At 48.2% G+C, this 17,547-nt stretch carries 18 protein-coding genes; 3 read left to right on the forward strand and 15 right to left on the reverse strand.

Annotation, left to right across the window (positions count from 1 at the left end; genetic code table 11):
* Positions 1-2: 2 nt before the first annotated feature.
* From QMZ64_RS12240 to QMZ64_RS12250, 3 genes are all read right to left on the reverse strand, one after another.
* Positions 3-791, reverse strand: a complete 789-nt coding sequence (locus QMZ64_RS12240) for a DUF2268 domain-containing putative Zn-dependent protease (RefSeq protein WP_301441325.1) — start codon at positions 789-791, stop codon at positions 3-5.
* 87 nt (positions 792-878) lie between these two features.
* Complete coding sequence (gene fabF, locus QMZ64_RS12245) at positions 879-2,117, reverse strand: beta-ketoacyl-ACP synthase II (RefSeq protein ID WP_243939644.1); 1,239 nt, start codon at positions 2,115-2,117, stop codon at positions 879-881.
* Between the two features lie 21 nt (positions 2,118-2,138).
* A complete protein-coding gene (locus tag QMZ64_RS12250) occupies positions 2,139-3,077 on the reverse strand; it encodes a beta-ketoacyl-ACP synthase III (RefSeq protein WP_243939642.1) in 939 nt (312 codons plus the stop codon).
* A 168-nt stretch (positions 3,078-3,245) separates the two neighbouring features.
* Between QMZ64_RS12250 and QMZ64_RS12255 the strand changes: the two genes are divergently transcribed.
* Positions 3,246-3,500, forward strand: coding sequence for a hypothetical protein (locus QMZ64_RS12255; protein WP_301441326.1), 255 nt, complete (start codon positions 3,246-3,248; stop codon positions 3,498-3,500).
* Positions 3,501-3,552: 52 nt separating this feature from the next.
* On the opposite strand, the gene QMZ64_RS12260 is transcribed toward QMZ64_RS12255, so the two are convergent.
* From QMZ64_RS12260 to QMZ64_RS12275, 4 genes are all read right to left on the reverse strand, one after another.
* Complete coding sequence (locus QMZ64_RS12260) at positions 3,553-3,738, reverse strand: ComZ family protein (protein ID WP_081374695.1); 186 nt, start codon at positions 3,736-3,738, stop codon at positions 3,553-3,555.
* Positions 3,739-3,748: 10 nt separating this feature from the next.
* Positions 3,749-4,702 (reverse strand): BMP family ABC transporter substrate-binding protein, encoded by a 954-nt coding sequence (locus QMZ64_RS12265; protein ID WP_301441327.1) that lies wholly within the window; start codon positions 4,700-4,702, stop codon positions 3,749-3,751.
* Positions 4,703-4,786: 84 nt separating this feature from the next.
* The gene (locus tag QMZ64_RS12270; protein ID WP_301441328.1) at positions 4,787-5,362 is read right to left on the reverse strand and encodes a hypothetical protein; all 576 of its coding nucleotides are present in this window, start codon (positions 5,360-5,362) and stop codon (positions 4,787-4,789) included.
* A gap of 86 nt (positions 5,363-5,448) precedes the next feature.
* Entirely contained in the window at positions 5,449-6,183 is a 735-nt protein-coding gene (locus QMZ64_RS12275; protein ID WP_265627344.1) for a hypothetical protein, read from the reverse strand.
* A gap of 231 nt (positions 6,184-6,414) precedes the next feature.
* Between QMZ64_RS12275 and QMZ64_RS12280 the strand changes: the two genes are divergently transcribed.
* Positions 6,415-6,609, forward strand: coding sequence for a YjzD family protein (locus QMZ64_RS12280; RefSeq protein ID WP_243939626.1), 195 nt, complete (start codon positions 6,415-6,417; stop codon positions 6,607-6,609).
* A 71-nt stretch (positions 6,610-6,680) separates the two neighbouring features.
* Here QMZ64_RS12280 and QMZ64_RS12285 read toward each other — a convergent pair whose 3' ends face one another.
* Positions 6,681-6,860 carry a YjzC family protein gene (locus QMZ64_RS12285; protein WP_003180573.1) on the reverse strand — a complete coding sequence of 60 codons (180 nt, stop codon included), beginning with the start codon at positions 6,858-6,860 and terminating at the stop codon, positions 6,681-6,683.
* A gap of 181 nt (positions 6,861-7,041) precedes the next feature.
* Here QMZ64_RS12285 and QMZ64_RS12290 point away from each other — a divergent pair, with 181 nt between their 5' ends.
* Positions 7,042-7,854, forward strand: a complete 813-nt coding sequence (locus QMZ64_RS12290) for an undecaprenyl-diphosphate phosphatase (protein WP_265627345.1) — start codon at positions 7,042-7,044, stop codon at positions 7,852-7,854.
* A gap of 37 nt (positions 7,855-7,891) precedes the next feature.
* Here the strand turns inward: QMZ64_RS12290 and argF are convergent, their stop codons facing one another.
* The 7 genes from argF to argC form a co-directional block, all read right to left on the reverse strand.
* A complete protein-coding gene (gene argF, locus QMZ64_RS12295) occupies positions 7,892-8,842 on the reverse strand; it encodes an ornithine carbamoyltransferase (RefSeq protein WP_265627347.1) in 951 nt (316 codons plus the stop codon).
* Positions 8,830-11,919 carry a carbamoyl-phosphate synthase (glutamine-hydrolyzing) large subunit gene (locus QMZ64_RS12300; protein ID WP_265627348.1) on the reverse strand — a complete coding sequence of 1,030 codons (3,090 nt, stop codon included), beginning with the start codon at positions 11,917-11,919 and terminating at the stop codon, positions 8,830-8,832. The genes argF and QMZ64_RS12300 overlap by 13 nt, the downstream gene beginning before the upstream one ends.
* The gene (locus QMZ64_RS12305) at positions 11,912-12,976 is read right to left on the reverse strand and encodes a carbamoyl phosphate synthase small subunit (RefSeq protein ID WP_301441329.1); all 1,065 of its coding nucleotides are present in this window, start codon (positions 12,974-12,976) and stop codon (positions 11,912-11,914) included. The genes QMZ64_RS12300 and QMZ64_RS12305 overlap by 8 nt, the downstream gene beginning before the upstream one ends.
* A 68-nt stretch (positions 12,977-13,044) precedes the next feature.
* A complete protein-coding gene (locus QMZ64_RS12310) occupies positions 13,045-14,202 on the reverse strand; it encodes an acetylornithine transaminase (protein WP_265627350.1) in 1,158 nt (385 codons plus the stop codon).
* Positions 14,199-14,975 carry an acetylglutamate kinase gene (gene argB, locus QMZ64_RS12315; RefSeq protein WP_265627351.1) on the reverse strand — a complete coding sequence of 259 codons (777 nt, stop codon included), beginning with the start codon at positions 14,973-14,975 and terminating at the stop codon, positions 14,199-14,201. Before argB ends, QMZ64_RS12310 begins: the two co-directional genes overlap by 4 nt.
* A gap of 13 nt (positions 14,976-14,988) precedes the next feature.
* Positions 14,989-16,209 carry a bifunctional ornithine acetyltransferase/N-acetylglutamate synthase gene (gene argJ / locus QMZ64_RS12320; RefSeq protein ID WP_265627352.1) on the reverse strand — a complete coding sequence of 407 codons (1,221 nt, stop codon included), beginning with the start codon at positions 16,207-16,209 and terminating at the stop codon, positions 14,989-14,991.
* A 19-nt stretch (positions 16,210-16,228) separates the two neighbouring features.
* The gene (gene argC, locus QMZ64_RS12325; protein ID WP_243939611.1) at positions 16,229-17,266 is read right to left on the reverse strand and encodes an N-acetyl-gamma-glutamyl-phosphate reductase; all 1,038 of its coding nucleotides are present in this window, start codon (positions 17,264-17,266) and stop codon (positions 16,229-16,231) included.
* Between the last annotated feature and the right edge of the window lie 281 nt (positions 17,267-17,547).

The following is a 17,547-nucleotide window of genomic DNA, read 5'->3' on the forward strand; positions in this document are numbered from 1 at the left end:
TTTTAAAGCGATAGCTTTATAAAGTCTTCTGACGGGAAGGATAAAACGTCGGCAACCTTCAAATTTCGAGCCGATAAATATTTTTTTACAATACTGTAACCGACAGCATATCCGAGCATGTCGGGGTAGTGCCCTTTTCCAAATAAAATATTGGAGAATAGTCGGCTATCGTGTCGGCGCAGCTCGAAATGAGGCTTTACGAACCGGTCCTGGAAATGACGAAGCTGTTTTTCGGAGTAATATGACGTCCATGCGGCTGTTTCGGCTTCCCCCAACCGTTCGAAAACGGCATATTCTGCGATGCCTTCGAGAATGATTGTATCAAGCAGCGTCATCTTTTTTTCTTCTTTCGGCATATTTTCTAACCGGCAAACGTGATTATATTCGTGCGTCATGATTGCAGAAATCGATGACCGGGGAAGATCTGCCGATAAAAACAAAAATAATTTGTCGCTGAACGCGAGGCCTGATTTCGAGCCAAATTCGACGCGGATTTTGCGGTTTCTTTCATCGACAGGCAGGATGAAAATCGGAACATCCGGTCCGTTCCATCTTTTGCAGAGCAGCTGTTCTTCCCGTCTGACATGCTGAAATACGCCGTTTTTCTTAAGCTGCTTCATCGTACGCTCCCCGTCCGTCCACGAACGGAACAAGCCGTGGGTCTGCAGGTGGCTGACAATCGCCGCCGCATCCGCTTTTGAAGCGCCTTTAAAATACGGCAGGAGAAAGCTTGACAATTCCCGCACGGATGAAGCCTGTTCAAGCCATTCATACGTGCTTGCTATACTCATTTTAGATCACACTCCTTTTTCATCTGTATGGTATGCACGCTAAAAAAAAACGGCCACCATCTAAAATGGCAGCCGTTTATATTGCGGTTATTCATATTTTTTGAAAATCAGTGTTGCGTTGTGTCCGCCGAAACCGAGCGAGTTGCTGAGCACGACATTTACGTCCTGGCGGCGGGCTTGATCCGGTACATAGTCCAGATCGCAATCTTCATCAGGTGTTTCGATATTGATTGTCGGAGGAATGATGCCTTCCTTAATGGCAAGGACGGAGAAAATCGCTTCGATGCCTCCGGCAGCTCCGAGCAAGTGCCCTGTCATCGATTTTGTCGAGCTGACGGCAAGCTTGTAGGCATGCTCTCCGAACACTTCTTTAATGGCGATCGTTTCAAATTTATCATTGTACGGTGTGCTTGTTCCGTGCGCATTGATATAATCAATGCTCTCAGGGGACAGACCCGCATCTTTGATCGCTTCTTTCATTGCTCTGACGCCGCCTTCCCCATTTGGCGCAGGAGCGGTGATATGATAGGCGTCTCCCGTTGATCCGTAACCGACCACTTCCGCGTAGATTGTCGCTCCGCGGTTTAACGCGTGCTCAAGCTCCTCAAGAACGACGATTCCCGCTCCTTCTCCCATGACGAAGCCGTCACGGTTTTTGTCAAATGGACGGCTTGCCGTTTTCGGATCCGGGTTAGTGGACAGCGCTTTATTGGCGGAAAAGCCGGCAAACGACATTCTTGTAAGCGGGGCTTCCGTTCCTCCGGAGATCATAACATCTGCATCGCCGCGCTGAATAACTTTAAAGGCGTCGCCGATTGAGTTTGTCCCCGTCGCGCAAGCCGTCACCGTACAAGAGTTGACCCCTTTTGCACCGAGAGAGATCGATATCTGGCCGGTCGCCATATCAGGAATCATCATTGGTACAAAGAACGGGCTGACGCGCCGCGGTCCTTTTGTTAAAAATGTTTCGAACTGCTGTTCAAGCGTTTCAAGGCCGCCGATCCCGGAACCGACCCAGACGCCGACCCGGTCTGCGTTGCTCTCGTTAATGTCGAGCCCCGCGTCTTCCACGGCCATTTTCGCCGACACAACGGCATATTGTGTGAAGCGGTCCATTTTTCTCGCGTCTTTTTTATCCATGTAATCTTCTATCTTAAAATCTTTCAGTTCCGCGGCTACTTTAGCTGGATACTCGTCCGCGTTCACCCTTGTGATCGGACCGACTCCGGAAACTCCGTTGACCGCGTTGTTCCAGCTCGTTTTGACGTCATTACCAAGAGGTGATAAAGCTCCTAATCCGGTAATGACTACTCTTTTACTATTCATAAGTTGCACCTCACCTTTCTTTTAGCGGCCCCAGCGCATGGCGATGGCTCCCCATGTCAAACCTCCGCCGAAGCCGACCATCACAATGACGTCACCGTCTTTTATTTTACCAGCTTCAAGCTCTTCCACAAGAGAAATCGGAATTGAAGCAGCTGATGTGTTTCCGTATTTATGAACCGTTTTAGACATTTTTTCGACTGGAAGCTCCAAACGTTCGCGCGCCGCTTCCATGATCCGGATGTTGGCTTGATGCGGTACCAAAAAGTCGACATCCTCTTTGGATAATCCGGCTTTTTCAATGACATTCACACTGGATTCACCCATTTGGCGGACGGCAAACTTGAACACTTCTCTGCCATTCATGATTGTATGATCTTTTTCATCCAAGTACAAGTGCTTTCCGCCTCTGCCGTCTGCACCGAGCTCAAAAGACAAAATCCCTTTATCGTCGCTGACAGGCCCGACAACTGCGGCGCCCGCACCGTCTCCGAACAGAACAGCGGTATTGCGGTCATCCCAGTCCGTAATGCTTGAGAGCTTTTCAACTCCGATGACAAGCACATGCTTATACGTTCCGGCTTCGATAAACTGTTTTCCAGTGACTAAACCGTACATAAAACCGGCGCACGCTGCGCTGATATCCATTGCACAGGCATTGAATGCACCGAGCTTTTCTTGAATCATGCAGGACACTGTCGGGAATGCCTGATCAGGAGTAACGGTGGCGACGAGAATCATATCAAGATCTTCCGCCGCGATGTTTGCGTCTTCCATCGCTTTTCTAGCGGCGGCCACAGCCATGTCGGACGTTTTCTCGTCTTCAGCTGCGATTCTTCTTTCTTCTATGCCTGTTCTTGTACGAATCCACTCGTCAGAAGTTTCAACCATTTTTTCCAAGTCGAAATTGGTCAGCACCTTTTCAGGGATGTACCGGCCGATTCCAATAATTCCAGCTTTCATAGGAAAGACTCCTTTATACATGATTTTTTCCAACTAATGTTATGAGTAATTATTAGTATCTGGTACTAATCCTACCCTATTTTTTTTTAGTTGGCAATATATTCGTCTAATCTAGCAGACCAAAACATTCATATAGTAGTGATATATATGAAAAAGGAGGGATGAAGAGTGGCGAACGACGATTTTTTCACAAAAATGATGTTTGGCGCAAACGCACCCGGCAGGCATGAAGAGACGGAGACGGATGCGGATGCCGATGCGGATGCGGAAACCGCCGAAGACGCTGAAGTTCCTCAGGAAGCCGATTACATGCACGTGTTGAATCAGGTTGGAGAAATTATGGATTCGATCGATGAGCTGAAACCTGTATTTAAAGAAATCGGCTCAATGGTCAGCGCTTTGAAAAATAAGATATCCATATAAAAAAGCCACTTCTTCTGAAAAGTGGCTTTTTAAGCGTGTGCGGGCGTTTAAGTCAGGCGTCTGAACCGGCGTCCGCTTTACCGAGCTCGTAAGCCTCGGCCATCACTTTCGTAAACAAGTTCATGAATGGCTCAAGCATTTCCGGGGAAAGTTCGATTCCCGCTTTCTCCATCTCTGCTTTCGCTTCCGGAACGTACTTCATGGCAATTTGCAAAAATTCCATCGATTTTTCGTGCATCTTGATCACCTCAATGTTCGTTTGGCAGTTTGTTTGTTTTTTTGTATTCGTCAATCAGCCGATTCATCTTTTCTTGAAATGACTGATCGACAACAGGGCTGAATTTTCCCATTTCGATGACGCCGTCTTGAATGTCAAATGAGCGCTTGCCGCCTTTAAGCGTTCCTTTATTAAACTCATCGGCGGTGAGTTCATAAGCGTCGTCTACATGCTGTATGGTGCTTGTCAAAACGACATTCTCACCCAATTCCGACTGGTCGCTTACATAGCCGATAGCGTACAGCCCGTCCTTTTTGATTTGTTCGATGACAGGGACATTATACCCGTCTCCGGCCGGATACACAACATCCGCGCCTGCCTTCTTCATTTTTTCATACAGTTTGACGGCATTTTCGCTGTCGTCCCACTGGCCGACATATGCTGTCATCACCTCAATGTCCGGATCGAGGTATTTTGCTCCTTCGGCAAACCCTTCTACTTCAGGTTGCCATTTATACGTTGCGAGCACGCCGATTTTCTTTGTTTTTGACTGATGGGCCGCCGTCATTCCGCCGAAAAACCCCATCGCTTCTCCTTCAAGCGATATGCTTGTCACATTTTGGTGGTCGGCTTTCGAGTTCATTAAAACAAAATGAATATCAGGATAATCTTTGCATATCTCATTAAAGGCTTTTTCATATTCGCTTCCGTGCCCGTAGATGAGGTTGACGCCTTTTTTATGAAAATCTTCTACAGCCATTTTAATGGCAGCGTCATTATCGATTCCCTCTTTATAATAGACGTCGACATTGTAGACGGATTGTATTCTTAATAATCCTTTATATCCTTTGGTTCCCCATACTTGGTCATTTATCGTATCAGGGACAAGCAAACCGACTTTTTCAATTTTCCCTTTCAGCGGCGATTGTCCGCAGCCGCTTAGCGCCAGGAGAATGAAAAAAATCGCGACAAGCCTGTACACCATGCCATGTTCAACTCCCTTTCGAAAAAAAGCAATTCAAATCTATCTTTATTGTATCCTTTCAAGTGTAAATTAGGAAGATCTTTCTTATTTTTTGTCGAAAAATGTAGACTTTTGTCTGCTCCATTCTTGAATGATCTCATCGGCTTTATCGGCTGGCGTCTCCTGTACAAACCGCAAATCCGAAAAATCTTTTTCAACAGCACAGGCAGCGGCTTGTGCGGCCGCGTCGTTCACAAAAAGCGCTCCATCCCTGTTTTGTTTATCCTCTGCCCTGACGTCCCACGGACCGAACAGATCCGGAAGCACGATCAGTTCAACGCCCTTTTCCTCCATGCCGGCGCGTAAATCCTCTTCGAATTGTTCTTGATAGACAAACAGAATAACAGGCTTGTTTTCAACGCCGGCAGCCAGCGCTTCTTCCGGCACTGAGCCTGTGTATTGGATGAAGACTTGTTCGTACGGGGCTTCAAGCTCTTTTTCGATGAGGCGGAAATGCTGGTTTCTCCCCAGCCACATCAGCCGCTCTTCGAGGTACATCAGCTTTTTTTCGTCGCTTGTCTGTTCCAGCTTTACATCGATGTCAACACCCTCTTCAAGTAGATGTTCACAAAATGAAAGGCCGAAGAATTCATCTGCTCCATATACAAGTGCCGGCTTCATTCGATGGACCACCTTTCGTTTCAGCTTTTTTAACCAAGCAAAAAACAGCCCTTTTCACCATTTTCGGGCTGCTATTATTCTATTCTCTATAAGACTTTTTCATGCGTTTTGAAAAAGTTCGCGATTGCTGAATGAATGCGCTGAGGATGTTCAGACAGGTGCAGGGTAAGCCCCACGCTGTGACGGCCTTTAAGCTGGCGCTCCTCAAACGTTTTGGCATGAATCATATACGGATACGGTGAGCCGTTCAGTCTTTGCCAAATATGAACGGGCACGAGATTTTGATAAGGGGAGATGCTTTTGAACGGATAATCGGCAGCCTCCCGCTCCGTAATTCGGTAGCTTGCGGCAATTTCTTTAATAAACTGTTTGTAGAAAAACTTGTTTTCTTTTTCTCGTTTATGATGAGCCTGAAGATCGAGGCAAGGATTAACCATCGCTGCAGAACGTATTTGGTTCGGGATCGAGCGAAGGAGCTCATCTGCAATGAGGGCGCCTGTGCCTTCCGCCAATAGATGAATTTTTTCATTTAAAATCTCTTGTTTGAACACGCAATGAATCAGCTGTTTAGCGTATGCAACCGCTTTTTCGGAGCCCCAGTGCCTGCCGAACAAATTGCTGTTTACCAGGGTGTAGCCTTTGTTTCTCAGGCTCGTTAGAAGCTGATTTCTCCCGTAATGCTGAAGCCAGAAGCTCGAATCTTCCCCGACGAAATGGTTCCGGTCGCCGAAAATGAACACCAGAAAACCGTTCGGCTTGTACGGAAGATGAACCACGTTCCATTCTGAATCCACTTGAAAAAAACGTTCGGTTATTTTCATCACTTGCCTGCCTCCTTCCTGCCGTAATCTGCTCATTATTTTATGTCGTACGTGCAGCAAACGAATAAGGAAAAGTCCCAGTCTTCATGATGAAAAATGAACTTTAATAAAATGTCCTTTCTGATATTTCTGAAAACAGAGTTGAAAGCCCTGTCTTGTTCACTAAAATGTCTTTTCCAGCTGGCTATGTATATGGTATGATAAGTTTTAGAATTGAATGAGAAGGACGAGGTGGAAAACGTGCGATTTGTGGTCGCTTTTTTCTGGACATTTCTTTTGACGCAGATGGCCTGCTATATTGTCGGCGCCATGAACGGTGCTGGGTATGACCTACAAACCAGTGTCATTATGGGCTTTATCATCACCGCAGCCGTTATTGTTCTTGGAGAAATTATGCCTGTTAAACAGGATGCAAGTCAACATTAAAACCCCGGCTTTTGAAAGCGGGGTTTTTTGCTTTAGACAGCCAGCCGTCCGAAAAAGCCGACGGCTGTTTTTTAAGGCTTTCTTTTATATGTCCAGAGCCGGTTATGGTTGGAGGTTTCAGGGAAGAACTCGCCGGCGCTCAATTTGATTTGCTGAGGGTTCTGAACCATGCTTCCCGTTTCGCCGATCTCCACATACACTCCATTATTGGGCGCTTTTTGACCCGGCCGGAATTGACGCTGCTGTCCCATTTGCTTCACTCCCTTTTATGATTAGGTTACCCCACTCTCCCAAAAAACATGTCGATTTTATCTTTACATCTGTTTGCTTTGTGTAGTTTAATGAAAAAAGTGTTCCGAAAATTGAAACGAACCGCCCGTTCATTCCGTCTTTTAAAAGGGCGTCACAACTCGTGGGAAACGGAGGAGTATCATGGATTTTTTAATGTTGATCAAGTATATCCTTTTAGGGTTGCTTCAGGGATTCACAGAGCCGATTCCTGTTTCTTCAAGCGGCCACTTGGTGCTTGCACAGCACTTTTTAGGCTTGAACATTGAAGGCTTCAGCTTTGAGCTTTTGATGAATGCCGGTTCTTTAATTGCCGTATTGCTCGTTTATAAAAACGATATTTTCAGGCTGGCGGTAAACGGACTGTCTTATGTCACAACAAAAAATGAAAAAGGAAAAGCGGACTTCAGGTTTATCATCTATCTGATTATCGCCACGATTCCTGCCGGTGTCATCGGCGTTTTATTTGATGATGAGATTTCGGCTTTCTTTAAAGACGGCGTACGGATCACCGCGGTTACTTTGCTGATCACGGGTCTGGCATTGTTTCTCATTCGCAATTTGCGCGGCCGGAAAAACGACGGCGAAATCAGGCTGAGAGACGCCGTGATCATCGGCTTGTCGCAAATGGTGGCACTTGTTCCCGGTATCAGCCGTTCGGGAGCAACGATCGTTCCTGCGATGGCGCTCGGTCTCAAATCTGAAACCGCGCTCAGGTTTTCATTTTTACTGTACATACCGGTCAGTCTTGGCGGGACCATTTTAAGCATTACCGATATTTTTCATGATCCGCGTTTAGGGGAACTTTTCCTTCCTTATTTGTTTGCGTTCACCGCATCGATTATCGCTACATACTTTTCATTGCGCTGGTTCATGAATATTATGGCGAAAGGAAACTTGGTTTATTTCTCGATTTACTGCTTTGTCATCGGCATCGCCGTTTTAATATTCGCCTAAAAAAACAGCTGATCAAGTGTGATCAGCTGTTTTTTATTTAAGATAACAGTGCTTTTAATAAAGCTTTTTGGACGTGCAGGCGGTTTTCAGCCTGCTGGAATACCGCTGAATTCGGGCCGTCGATGATCTCTGCGGTGACCTCTTCTTCCCGGTGGGCAGGAAGGCAGTGCAGAAAGACGTAATTTGGTTTGGCATGGGAGACAAGCGCTCTGTTGACCTGATAAGGAGCAAAGATATTCATCCGTTCTTCGGCTTCCTTCTCCTGGCCCATGCTTGTAAACACATCGGAATAGATGACATCCGCCTGTTGAACGGCTGACACGGGGTCATTTGTGATTGTGACGGCTGCTCCGGACTCTTCGGCGAATCCCTCGGCCAGTTTTACCACTTCCTGATTCGGCTCATACCCTTCAGGCGAAGCGACCGTAATGTCGCATCCCACTTTCGCGCAGCCGATTAACAGCGAATGCGCGACATTGTTTCCGTCTCCAACATAAACGGCTTTCAGCCCTTTCAATGTTCCTTTCATCTCTTGAATCGTCAAGAGGTCACTAAGCGCCTGACACGGATGAAAAAGATCGGTCAATCCGTTGATCACGGGAATCTCGGCATGCTTGGCAAGCTCTTCGACTTTTTCGTGCTCGAATGTGCGGATCATAATCGCGTCGACATAACCCGAAAGCACTTTCGCGGTATCTGCGATCGTTTCCCCTCTGCCCAGCTGCATGTCTTTACTGCTTAAAAACAGGGCGTTTCCGCCGAGCTGCGCCATTCCGGCTTCAAATGATACGCGCGTTCTCGTCGACGACTTTTCAAAGATCATCGCCAATGTTTTTCCTTTAAAGATGTCTTGAATTTTATTTTGCTTCATCTCTGCTGCCTCTTTCAGCAAATAAACGATCTCTTCTTTTGAAAAGTCTTTCAGGCTTAAAAAATCGTTGCCCGACAGATTGATTTCCCGGGTCGCCCCGATGTTTACAGTAGACATGTCTCCACTTCCTTTTTATATAAATCTTTAAGCGACACGGCTTTAGTCGTTCCATGCCCGCTCGTCAAAAATGCCCGCACCGTCTCTTCCTCCGTCATTACCGCCACACCGTGGGTGACGGCTTCCATTCGCTGCTTGCTCGCCTCTTTTGATTCGGCTAAATGGATGTGCAGCGCTTTGTCTTTCCGTTTGATCCAGCCCGGAAAATCGTCCGACTGTACGGTGAAACCCGCCTGTTCTGCGAGAGAACGAAGCTCACCGGCCCCTTCCATGTAAATGCAGCCTTTCGTTTGCCAGATTCCCGCAAAGATTTTCTTCAGGGCGCTTTCCGGATTGAAGCCGACATACATGCCTTCTCCGGTCGATTTCATTTCCGGCCCAAGCTTCAAATCGACATCCTGAATAGCGTGCGATGAAAAGACCGGAAACTTCACGGCAACGCCGCGTGAGTTTTTGGCGGCGGGCTTCAATTCTTTGAGTGACGAACCGGCCAACAGCTGCGCCGCAAGCGGGATCATCGGAACCCCCATCACCTTGCTGACAACCGGAACCGTCCGGCTCGCCCTCGGATTGACTTCAAGGATGAGCAGTTCATCCGCATCCGCTATAAATTGAATGTTCATAATACCTTTAAATCCGAGCTTGCGGACGATTTTTGCGGCAGCATCCCGCGCGGCGCTTTTCATCTCCGGAGTGACCGAAGGCCCCGGCAAAATCGCGTAGCTGTCACCTGAATGCACGCCCGCTTTTTCAATATGCTCGATATAAGTCGGGATATAAAGATCGTCGCCATCGCTGACAAGGTCGATTTCAAACTCTTTTCCCGATACGTATTGATCGATCAGAATCGGGTAAGGCATTTGCGACGCTCCGCCCAGCAGCTCTCTGAGCTCCGCTTCGGAGTGAACGATCATCATGCCCATACCGCCGATCACATATGACGGCCTGATCAGCACAGGATAGCCGATTTCGTTCGCTTTCTGCACCGCTTCCGCTTTTGATGAAGCCGTTTCTCCTTTGGCATGGGAGATGCCGAGCTCGTCAAGAAGCTGATAAAATTGATCGCGATCTTCAAGTATGTCAAGGGTTTCCGATGATGTCCCAAGCAGGGTGATGCCCGCTTTTTCAATCGCTTCAGCCACATTGATGGCGGATTGGCCGCCGAATTGAACAATCGCAAAGTCGATGTCTTCCGCTTCAGCGACATTGAGAATATGCTCGGGTGTAATCGGTTCAAAGTACAGGCGGTCTGCCATTTCATAATCCGTGCTGACGGTTTCCGGGTTGTTGTTCAGCATAATTGTTTCAAACCCGAGGTTTTTCAGCGTCATGACGCCGTGCACGGCGCTGTAGTCAAATTCGACTCCCTGGCCGATCCGTATCGGGCCGGAACCGATAATCAGTGCGCGCTTTTTCGTTTTTTGAGAGATGTCTCCGTCGCTTTTCCCGAAATACGTCGAGTAAAAATAGTTTGTCTTCGCATCAAATTCTGCTGCGCATGTATCGACGATTTTAAAGGATGCGGCAATGCCCATTTTCTTGCGGAGCGCGCGCACTTCTTCTTCCGTCTTTCCGGTGAGGGAAGCGATCGTAAAGTCGGTAAATCCCTTTTCTTTCACCTTTTTCAAAAGGCTGACGGACAGCGCGTCTCCCTGTTGCATCAACATGTTTTCCAGCTGAATGATGTTAGAAAACACATGAAGGAAATAGTTATCGATTTTCGTTTTCTCGTGTATCTCGCTGATGGAAGCCCCCCTGCTCAGCAGCTCCATGACCGCAAAGAAACGGCGGTCATCAGGGGTCTCAAGCAGCTTCCACAACACTTCTGAAGATACGCCGCCAAGTTCGGGCAAATGGGTTCCTGACGTTTTCAGCTCAAGGGATGCGACCGCTTTTTGCAGGGCCGCTTCAAGATTGCGGTCAATCGCCATGACTTCTCCGGTCGCTTTCATTTTCGTGCCGAGCTTACGGTCGGCTTGTTTGAATTTGTCGAACGGCCAGCGCGGAAATTTGACGACGACATAGTCAAGCGCAGGCTCGAAGCTGGCGTATGTCGAATCTGTGAGCGGATTTTTCAGCTCGGCAAGCGTGTAACCGACAGCCAGTTTAGCCGCCATTTTTGCGATCGGATAGCCGGTCGCTTTTGAGGCGAGCGCCGATGAACGGCTTACTCTCGGATTCACCTCGATGACATAATAATTTTTGCTTTCCGGGTCCAAAGCGAATTGAATGTTGCAGCCGCCGACAACATCGAGCGCGGAAATGATCTTTAAGCTGGCAGAACGAAGCATTTGATAATCCGCATCCGTTAATGTCTGCGACGGGGCGACAACGATCGAATCCCCCGTATGGACGCCGACCGGATCGATGTTTTCCATATTGCAGACGGTGATGCATGTATTGTTTCTGTCACGCATGACTTCGTATTCGATTTCTTTAAAACCGGCAATGCTTTTTTCGACAAGGCATTGATGAATCGGGCTTGCGAGGAGGGCGCTTTCGATTAAAGGCAGGAACTCCTCTTTCGTCGCCGCGATGCCGCCTCCTTTTCCGCCCAGTGTATAGGCCGGCCGCACGATAATCGGAAAACCGATTGAGAGCGCAAAACGAAGCGCATCATCTTGATTGTCAACGATTTCTGAATCCGGCACAGGTTCGTTCAGCTCCTTCATCAAGGCGCGGAATTTTTCCCTGTCTTCGCCCTTTTCGATCGTATCGACAGATGTTCCAAGCAGCTTTACCCCGTATGTTTTAAGAATACCGGCCTTTTCGAGCTCGACAGCCAAATTCAGCGCTGTCTGTCCGCCCAGATTGGCGAGCAGTCCGTCCGGTTTTTCGCGCTTGATGATTTGTGTGAGGCTTTCCACTGTCAAGGGCTCAAAATAGATTTCATCTGCAAAAGATTCATCGGTCATGATGGTCGCCGGGTTGCTGTTGACGAGAATCACCCGGTAGCCTTCGCTTTTCAGCGCCATGCAGCCCTGGGTTCCGGAGTAGTCGAATTCAGCGGCCTGCCCGATAATAATCGGCCCCGATCCGATAACGAGAATGCTTTTGATGGTTTGATCTTTAGGCATGGGCGATCTCTCTCCTTGCTTCGTTCAATTTCTGCAAATATTCGCCGAATATCCATTCGCTTTCAGCCGGTCCCGGATGGGCTTCCGGATGAAACTGAACGGATATGACAGGCAGTGTTTTATGCATCAGCCCTTCTACTGAACCGTCGTTGACATGATGAAACCTGACGGAAAATTCATTTTCGCTGATGGTGTCCCGATCAACGACATAGCTGTGGTTTTGGCTGGTCATGAACACGCGTCCGGTCTCTTTGTCCATGACCGGATGATTGGCTCCCCTGTGGCCGAACGGAAGCTTATAAGTATCGCTTCCGAATGCGAGCGCGATCAGCTGGTGTCCGAGGCAGATGCCGAGAGTCGGATAGGAAGAGATGATATCCCGGATCGCATCCAGATATGGATGGATCGCTTTCGGATCACCCGGCCCGTTTGAAAGGACGATCCCGTCCGGATTCAGCTTTGAAATGCCGTCCATCTCTTGATAGGGAACGACCGTTACTTTGCAGCCCCGGTTTGCAAGCGATGAAGCGATCGACTTTTTATAGCCGAAATCGATCACCGCAATATGCGTATTGCCTTCCCCGAAGGCGCCGTTTTCGTTTTTTCCGGCAACCTGTGCCGCATAGTTTTCCAGCTTGCGCGGAGCCGGAATGCCGTCCTTTTGTTTCGTCAGTCTGGCATTCAGCGTCCCCTTTGCCCTGATATGCTGGACAACCGCTCTTGTGTCCACGTGCGATAAAAGCGGAACATCCCACTTCGCCAAGTATTGCCGAAGGCTTTCTGTCGCCTGATGATGGGAAAACCAGTCACACGCTTCATAGACGACAACCCCTTTTACCTGAGGCCGTTTGCTTTCATCATCGCTTTTATTGATTCCGTAGTTGCCGATCAGCGGGTACGTAAAGACAATGATCTGGCCTTTATAAGAAGGGTCTGTCAAAACCTCCTGATAGCCGGTCATGCCCGTAAAAAAGACGACTTCACCGGTGCAGCCGTCAAGACCGTCCAGTTCACCGCTGAAGGATGTACCATCTTCAAGAACTAAATATCCTTCCATCTTATGCCCACCTTTGATGAATAAATAATGATATTCATGAATTTTTATACTTGTATATCGAAAAAAAATTACTGTTTTACAGTTGAATGATGTGCCATGACAGCTTTCAGCTTTTCCACGGCAGCTTTGATTTCGCTTTTCGCAACCGTCAATGGCGGCAGAAGTCTGATCACGTTCGGGCCCGCGGGAAGAACGAGCAAGCCTTCCTTTTGAAGCGCTTTGATCAGCGGCTGCACAGGTTCTTTGCACTCGATTCCGGCGATCAGCCCTTTCCCGCGGATATCTTTTACAAGCGGAAATTGAAGCTTATCTTTCAGCTGTTGATGCAAAAATGCACCTTTGGCGCTCACTTCTTCAAGAAAGCTTCCCTCAAAAATGGTCTCCAACGTGGCGTGTGCTGCAGCCATCGCCAGCATGTTCCCTCCGAATGTCGTGCCGTGGGAACCCGGAGAGAACGCTTCTGAAAGTTCTTTTTTCCCGATGACGGCTCCGACCGGAAAACCGCTGCCCAGCCCTTTCGCGACCGTGATGATATCAGGTGACAGCCCTTCGTGTTCATAGCCGAAAGCTTTACCGGTGCGTCCGATTCCGGTTTGAACTTCGTCAACGATAAGGAGAGCCTGCTTTTCGCGGCAAAAATCTTGAACGCTCTGCAGAAATTCCCTGCTCGCCGGGATGACGCCGCCTTCGCCTTGAATCGGCTCGAGCATCACCGCCGCGATATCTTTTTCACCCTGCAATTCGGCAAATGCTTTCGGCTCGTTGTAAGGTAAGTAGTGGAATCCTTCAAGCATTGGTCCGAATCCGTGCTTAATCTTTTCCTGTCCGGTTGCGGCCATTCCCGCATATGTCCGTCCGTGGAACGATTGCTGAAACGTTACGATTTTTGTTTTTTGCGTGTGTTTTCGCGCGAGCTTCACCGCCCCTTCATTCGCTTCCGCTCCACTGTTGCAAAAGAAGACGAGATCGCCTGCACTGTTTTTGGCAAGAAGCTGTGCAACCTTTTCTTGAAGCTCATTTTGAAACAGATTGGAAACATGCCAGACATCATCAAGCTGTTTTTTGACAGCAGCTGTCACTGAATCAGGGCAATGCCCGAGATTGCAGACCGCGATTCCCTGGACGAAATCGAGATAGGCGTTCCCCTTTTCATCCTGAACGATCGTGCCTTTCGCTTTTTTAATATTGATATTCCAGCGGCTGTACGTCTGAAATAAATGACTCACGATACGGCCTCCTTTTGTTTGATGATTTTCGTGCCGATGAAATCGTCTTTCGTGAGGAAAGATCCTTTTCCGCTCACGATCATCACTTCATCCACTTCATCTGTGAGGGCTTCTTTTGCAGAATCCACTTTTGGTATCATGCCTCCCGAGATCACACCTTCAGCCATCAGGCTTTCGATGTCTGCGGGCGTCAGCTCTTTCAGCATTTCTTCGTTTTTCATAATCCCTTTGACGTCTGTCACAAACATTAATTTGTCAGCGCGCAAGGCTGCCGCAACAGCCGATGCCGCCAAATCGGCGTTCACATTCAAAGTCTCACAGCCATCCGTCATCGAAAGGGGGGCGATAACCGGAATAAACCCTTTTTCCATGAGCGCTTCGGCCATTCCGACGTTCACTTTTTTAATGCGCCCGACCTGACCGTATTGTTTTTCATTTAAATAGTCGGCAAGGAGCAGTCCCCCGTCTTTTCCTGATACGCCGACAGCCGGAAGGCCGTGCTTTGTCAGCTCTGTAACGAAAAATTTGTTGATCGAACCGGATAAGACCATTTCAGCGACTTCAAGAACCGCTTTTGTCGTCTTGCGCTGTCCGTTGACGAATTCGGTTCGAATATTGAGTTTCTTCAGCATCTTTGTAATATCGGGTCCGCCCCCGTGGACGAGAGCAATTTTCCAGCCGCTTTCGGACAGCTCTTTCAGATTTTGAAAAAATTCATCCGATAGTTCGCGGATGACGCTTCCGCCGCATTTAAAAACGATTGTTTTATCCATTGTGATCCCCTTTTTACGTACGATAGCTCGCATTGATTTTGACGTATTCATAAGTTAAATCGCAGCCCCAAGCCGTACCCTTTCCTTCACCTTCCTGCAAGCGAACCTCAATTTTCACTTCGCTGTTTTCTAAATATGTTTTGGCCAGCTCTTCTGAAAACGGCTGCGGTTCATTATTTTTAAAAAGGCATTGGCCGCCGAGGTAGATTTCCACCTTCTCCGGTGTCACAGCAGCCATGCTGTCCCCGATCGCGACAACGATTCTGCCCCAGTTCGCATCCGTGCCGTAAACCGCGGTTTTTACAAGGTTTGAGCCGACGATTTTTTTGGCGATGATTTGCGCTTCAAGATTGCTTTTGGCGCCGTTCACTTCAACCTCGATCAGCTTTGTCGCCCCTTCCCCGTCTCCCGCGATTTGTTTAGCGAGGTCTGTGCAGACAAGCTGCAGGCCTTTTTTGAAAATCGGCCAATCTTCGTGTTCTTCATGGAGGCGCTCATTTCCGGCGCATCCGTTCGCCATGACGAGCACCATATCGTTAGTCGATGTGTCACCGTCGACCGTTATCTGGTTGAATGAAACGTCCGTAATTTCCCTTAATGCCCTTTGCAGCGCGCTTTCTTCGATGCATGCATCTGTTGTGACAAAGCCGAGCATCGTCGCCATATTCGGGTGGATCATCCCCGACCCTTTGGCTGCTCCGCCGATCGTCACTCTTTGACCGCCGATCATCAGTTCATAGCACGTTTGTTTGATCACCGTGTCTGTCGTTAAGATCGCTTCTTCGAAAGCGCCTTCGGCAGGCTCAGTCTCTGCGAGAAGGCTGATGCCTTTTGTAATGCTCTCCATATTGAGGTATTCGCCGATGACGCCGGTTGAGGACACGGCCACCAGTTCCGGCTCGATCCCAAGCATATCAGCGCTTTGGCGGCGCATCTCATATGCATCTTTTAAGCCCTGCTCTCCCGTGCATGCGTTGGCATTGGCACTGTTGACGATGACGGCTTGCAAATGCGCGCTTTTTTTGAGACTTTCCTGCGTCACCTTGATCGGCGCAGCCTGAAAGTGGCTTTGCGTATAAACGGCGGCGCTCACCGCCGGTCTTGAGCTGATGATGATTCCAAGATCCTTTTTTGAATAGCGGAGGCCGCAGTGGACCCCTTTTGCCAGATAGCCTTTAGGCGAAGCGACGTTTCCGTCTGTTTTTTTTATGCTGTCTTGACTCACCTGAATCATAAGTTTGTTCTCTCCCGTCTTATGGATAAATTGGTGTAAATTCAAGCCCGGCGGTTTCGCTCCAGCCGTTCATAATGTTGAAATTTTGAACAGCCTGACCCGCGGCTCCCTTCATCAAGTTATCGATCACTGACACAATTGTCACTCTGTTCGTCCGTTCATCAACGGTAACGCCGATATCGCAAAAATTGCTGCCGTATACCTCTTTAGTCGCAGGGAATGCACCGGGTTCTCTCACCCTGACAAAGTACGAATCTTTATAAAATTTAGAAAAAATAAACTGGAGCTGTTCGGCATCCTTGCTGTCTTTCAGCTCTGTGTAGATGGTCGCCATAATGCCCCTTGTCATCGGAACTAAATGCGTGCTGAATGTGATCGGTTTAAATGCGGAGTCCCACTGTTTAACAGTCTGCTCGATTTCAGGCGTATGCTGGTGTTCGTTTACTTTGTATATTTTGAAATTATCATTGATCTCTGAAAAATGAGTGCCCATCGACGCCTTTCTGCCTGCTCCCGATACCCCTGTTTTCGCATCGATGATGACAAAAGATTCGTTGATGCTGCCGCTTTTGACGAGCGGCGCCAAGCCGAGAAGAACCGCTGTCGGGAAACATCCTGGATTGGCTATGTACTGCGCCGTTTTAATGTCTTCCCGATTCAGCTCAGACAGTCCGTATACCGCTTTTTGAAGCACGTGTTCAGGCGCGGCTTCCCTTTTATACCACTTTTCATAGACGCTCGGGTTCTGCAGCCTGAGATCGCCGGACAGGTCAATGATCGGTATGTCATATGCATCGAACTGTGGTGTCAGCCGGCTGGATACCCCCGGAGGCGCAGCCATAAATAAAAAATCGATTTCGTTCGCAATCTTCTTTACCTCGATTGGTTGCAGGTGTTGATCTGTCAGTTTCATAAGGTGCGGGTATGCGGCATCATAGCGGGCTCCCTCATCACTCGATGAATACAATATGCATTCATCTGCATAAGGGTGAGACTTCATAATCCTCATAATCTCTGCCCCTCCATAGCCAGTAGCACCTATAATACCTATTTTCAAAACAAGTTCACCTTCTTGGTCTTTGTGAAATTATTTAACATTATAACATGAATAAAAATTAATTCAATTGTATATTTAATATTTTTTCATTCACCTTTCATATTGGTTCTTTCCTCCCGCCGGCGGTCCTTTCGGCGGCTTGGTCGTGCTCCGTTCCCAACTTCCCGGATTCTCCGTTTTTCAAACCGGAAAATGTGCCGGCTGGCGTTTTTGCAATAAAAAAAGAACGCCTTGTACAAGCGTTCTTTTTTATAACAGGAGTGGTGAGTCTGCCAGGATAC

This window comes from Bacillus sp. LB7 (genome assembly GCF_030449715.1).
Classification (GTDB): domain Bacteria; phylum Bacillota; class Bacilli; order Bacillales; family Bacillaceae; genus Bacillus; species Bacillus paralicheniformis.